Source organism: Halanaerobium saccharolyticum (assembly GCF_003053565.1).
Taxonomy (GTDB): Bacteria; Bacillota; Halanaerobiia; order Halanaerobiales; family Halanaerobiaceae; genus Halanaerobium; species Halanaerobium saccharolyticum_B.
In genome coordinates this window covers 1-4,164 of the sequence record NZ_QAXS01000069.1, presented here as the reverse complement: position 1 = coordinate 4,164, position 4,164 = coordinate 1, and the positions used below count along the sequence as shown (strand labels likewise).

Sequence of the window (4,164 nt, the reverse complement as noted above, 5' to 3'; positions counted from 1 at the left end):
AAATATTTTCCGGTTAAAGCAGGAGTATTTAAAAGAACAGTAGCTCATGTAAAAGCTGTTGATGATATCTCCTTTGCAGTAAAAGAAGGAGAAACTCTCGGTCTGGTAGGAGAATCAGGTTGTGGTAAGTCAACAACTGGTAGAACAATCCTTCGCTTATTAGAAGCAACGGAAGGTAAAGTTATTTTTGATGGTAAAAGTATAATGGACCTTGATAAAAAAGAAATGCGGGCAGTTAGACGTGATATGCAGATTATTTTTCAGGATCCATATGCTTCTTTAAATCCTCGGATGACTGTTGCTGATATAGTTGGTGAGCCTTTAGACATTCACAAGCTTGCCAAAAACAAACAGGAAAGAAATGAAAAGGTTAAAGAGATTCTGGAAAATGTAGGTCTTGGTGAAGAATACATGAACCGCTACCCCCACGAATTTAGTGGTGGACAGCGTCAGCGTATAGGTGTAGCCAGAGCTCTGGCAGTAGATCCAAAACTTATCATCGCTGATGAGCCGGTATCTGCACTTGATGTGTCAGTCCAGGCTCAGGTAGTAAACTTGCTGCAGGATTTACAGAAAGAGTATGGTCTTACCTATCTCTTTATAGCTCATGACTTGAGTGTTGTAAAACACATCAGTGATCGAGTAGCAGTAATGTATCTTGGTAAAATTGTTGAGTTGACTGATAAAAAGGAACTATTTAAAAATCCTATTCATCCCTATACTCAATCACTTTTATCTGCGATTCCAGAGGCAGATCCGAAAAAGAAAAAGGATAGAATTGTACTTGAGGGAGATGTACCTTCACCGGTAGATCCACCTTCTGGCTGTAGATTCCATCCCCGCTGTCCTAAAGCTTTTGAGCCCTGTTCTGTAAAAGAACCGGAGTTTAAAGAATATGGAGACGGTCACTTTGCGGCCTGTCATTTATTAGATAAATAATTTAAATCATTAGAGCTCAAAATTAATCCCTGTCTGCTAATTAGACTAGCAGACAGGGATTTTCTTGTTTTTGCAGAATAAATAAAATGAGTAATTAAAATTTAATTGAAATAAAGAGGAGTCGAATCATGAAATATTATAAAACATTATTAATTACAATCCTTATTTTATTTATATTTAGCCTTAGCATTCAGGCAGTTAATTATGGGGGAGAACTGAAGCTTAAATTTCAGCAGCTGCCAATAGAGTTAAATCCAATCTATGCAGCTAATGAGACTGAACAAATTATTACCAGGCAAATTTTTGACAGTTTAGTAGAGTTAAATGAGAAAGGAGAATTAACTGCTCATTTAGCAGAATCCTGGGAAATTGAGGAAGAAGGCCGTTTGTTTACTTTTAAATTAAGAGAAGAAGTTTATTTTCATCCTTATCAAATTGCTGGAGAGCCAGTGCCTTTATCAGCTAGAAGAGTAAAGGCAGAAGACTGGAAATGGTCATTTGAATATTTAACTTCTCCAGAAAACAAATCACCATATGCTCAGCTGTTCAGTAAAGTAAAGGGTTATGATGATTACAGACAGGGAGAAAGTGGAGAAATAACGGGGATAAGGGTTTTAGACAATTATCAGCTGCAGATTGAATTAACAGATTCTTATGCACCATTTATTTATAATTTAACAAAAACTGCAGCAGCTGTGATGCCTAAAAATGCAGTTTTGAATAAAGATAATTTCTCTATAATTCCAATTGGAACTGGAGCTTTTAAAATTAATGATTTTACTAAGGCTCAGGTCAATTTAGTCAAAAATAATAACTACTGGAAAAATAATTATCAGGACGAAGTATTACCTTATCTAGAACAGGTTCAAATAAATTTCTCAACCAAAAGTGAAGAAAAAGGAGACTATCAGCAGTATGATATCTATCAATTAAATGCAGAATCATATAGATATTTTAGGGATAATGAAATACATGATGATTATCAGCTCAAAAAAATTCCGCAGGATATTTATTATTTTCTGACGTATAATTATAGCGGTTCCAAACAATTTAATTCTAACTCCCCAGGTATCAGAAGTAATATAAGGTCTAATTTAAACAAAATAGATTTTAAAGAAGTTGATTCACCAAATTTAATGCTGCCAATTTCAAATAATGATCAAGAAAGTTATCTGCAAAGAATATATAAATTGACTCAAGAAAACGAAGTTGAAAATTATAAGCTTGAAGATAATATCAAAGAGATAAATTTAATCAGTAGTGATTCTAAAAACAGCACTCTTATAACTGAGTTAATTAGATCAAAACTTCAAACTGATGAGCTTACAGTTAATTTAAAAAAATACAACTGGGCAGAGTATTTAAATTTAATAAATGATAGTTTTAAGGCTGAGCTGTTTTTAATGACCTATAAGTATCATAATAAATTCGACTTTTTAGCTGATAATTTTTATTCAGAATCAGAATTGAATTATTCTAGTTATAATAATCAAAGAGTGGATAATTTAATTGATTACCTAAAACTTGTTAATAGTCTGGAAAGTAGGAGACAGGCATATCAGATTATTGAAGATATTCTTGCTAATGATAACCCTTTTGTTTTTGTTTTGCAGGGAGCAGAAGCCAGAATTTTTTCTAATAGAGTAGCAGGGCAGGATTTATTTACAAATATTTATTTAAAAGATAATTACGAATTAATTTATTTAAAGTAAGATAAAATAATAACTGAATTCATAACCCTGAAAACCATTTCATCACTTTCAGGGTTATTTCAAGACTTAAATTAACAGAAATTTATTAATATTAACAATATAGCGAATAAAACTTTAGAAAGCAGTAATTAAGGCGTAAAAAGTCATTTTTACTTAAAAAAGCACTCTTTTTTCGAGAATTAAGCAAAATAATCAAAAAAATTTGATTTTTATGCAGGAGATTTAAATTTAGCATTGAATATATTAAATAGTGAAATGGATTTCATTATTTTCAGGGAGCGAAAATTATGGATGTAACTATGAAAGATGTAGCAAAATTAGCGGGCGTCTCATTAAGCACAGTTTCGCGTGTTTTAAATGATAGTTCTTTAGTTAGAGAAGAAACAGCCAGAAAAGTTCAGAAAGCTGTTGAAAAACTGGACTATCAAATTAATGATTCTGCTCGAATACTGAGAACCAACACAAGTAACTTAATTGGAGTTATTGGTGCAGGTATGGAAAGACCTTTTCTGGCTAATCTGCTTAAAGGAATTGAAGCAGAAGCGAGAGAGAGAGGCTATGCCCTGATTTATGGAGATTCTGATGGAGAATTTGAAAAAGAGCAGAATTATCTTAATATTATGAAGCAGAAGAAGATTGATGGTATAATTCTGATTACAACAAATTATTATAATGACCTGCTTTCAATTGTTAAGAACTATCAGATTCCAGTAGTTTTTGCTTCAGGTTATATTAGTGATCCGGATATTAGTTGTGTAACAGTAGACAATGTAGCTGCTGCCTATGATATTGTTGAGTTTCTCTGTCAGGCAGGGCACAAAGACATTGCTTTTATCAAGGGGCCTGACTTAGATTTACTTGCCAGTCAGGAGAGACTTAGGGGAGTTAAACTTGCTTTAAGGCTCAGTAATATAAAATATAATCCAAATCGTTTTATAGAAGGAGATTTTACCTTTGAAAGTGGCTATTCAGCGGCAAAAAAAATTATCAATAAATTTCCTGATGTAACTGCAATTTTTGCTTTTAATGATGAAATGGCTGTTGGTGCAATAAGATATCTAAAAGAACAGAATATTAAAGTGCCGGAAGACATTTCAGTTGTTGGTTTTGATGGGATTGAACTTGGTAAGTATACTGATCCAGCTCTAACAACTATCAAACAGTCAGGCTATCAGCTTGGTTTAAAAAGCATTGAAATGCTGAATAAAATTATCAATAAAGAGAAAATTGAAGATAATAAAGTCTTTATTCCACATAAACTTGTGGTTAGAGAAAGTACAAATAAATTAAATGAGCTTACTACTAAGAAGGAGGTGGTAACAAATAATAGGGGGTAGTTAAGATATATTCTTAACATAATTATTTTAAATTAATTAACAAATTTTAAGGAGGAGAATTATTAATGAGAAAAAATTTGCGGCTCTTTGACAAATGTTGTGAAATCTAAATAGCACCGTTTGAATCAAGTTATCTCTTTAATTTTTTGAATTGCTCTTAAATACTTAGCAATGAT

Annotated in this window: 3 protein-coding genes; all 3 read left to right on the top strand. The window is 32.3% G+C overall.

The features are described 5' to 3' along the window. A partial coding sequence (locus C8C76_RS14770; RefSeq protein WP_108142980.1) for an ABC transporter ATP-binding protein occupies positions 1-939 on the top strand: 939 nt, incomplete at its 5' end. Between the two features lie 128 nt (positions 940-1,067). Continuing rightward, the gene (locus C8C76_RS14765; RefSeq protein ID WP_108142978.1) at positions 1,068-2,651 is read left to right on the top strand and encodes an ABC transporter substrate-binding protein; all 1,584 of its coding nucleotides are present in this window, start codon (positions 1,068-1,070) and stop codon (positions 2,649-2,651) included. A 287-nt stretch (positions 2,652-2,938) separates the two neighbouring features. After that, positions 2,939-3,988, top strand: a complete 1,050-nt coding sequence (locus C8C76_RS14760) for a LacI family DNA-binding transcriptional regulator (RefSeq protein WP_108142976.1) — start codon at positions 2,939-2,941, stop codon at positions 3,986-3,988. Positions 3,989-4,164: the final 176 nt, after the last annotated feature.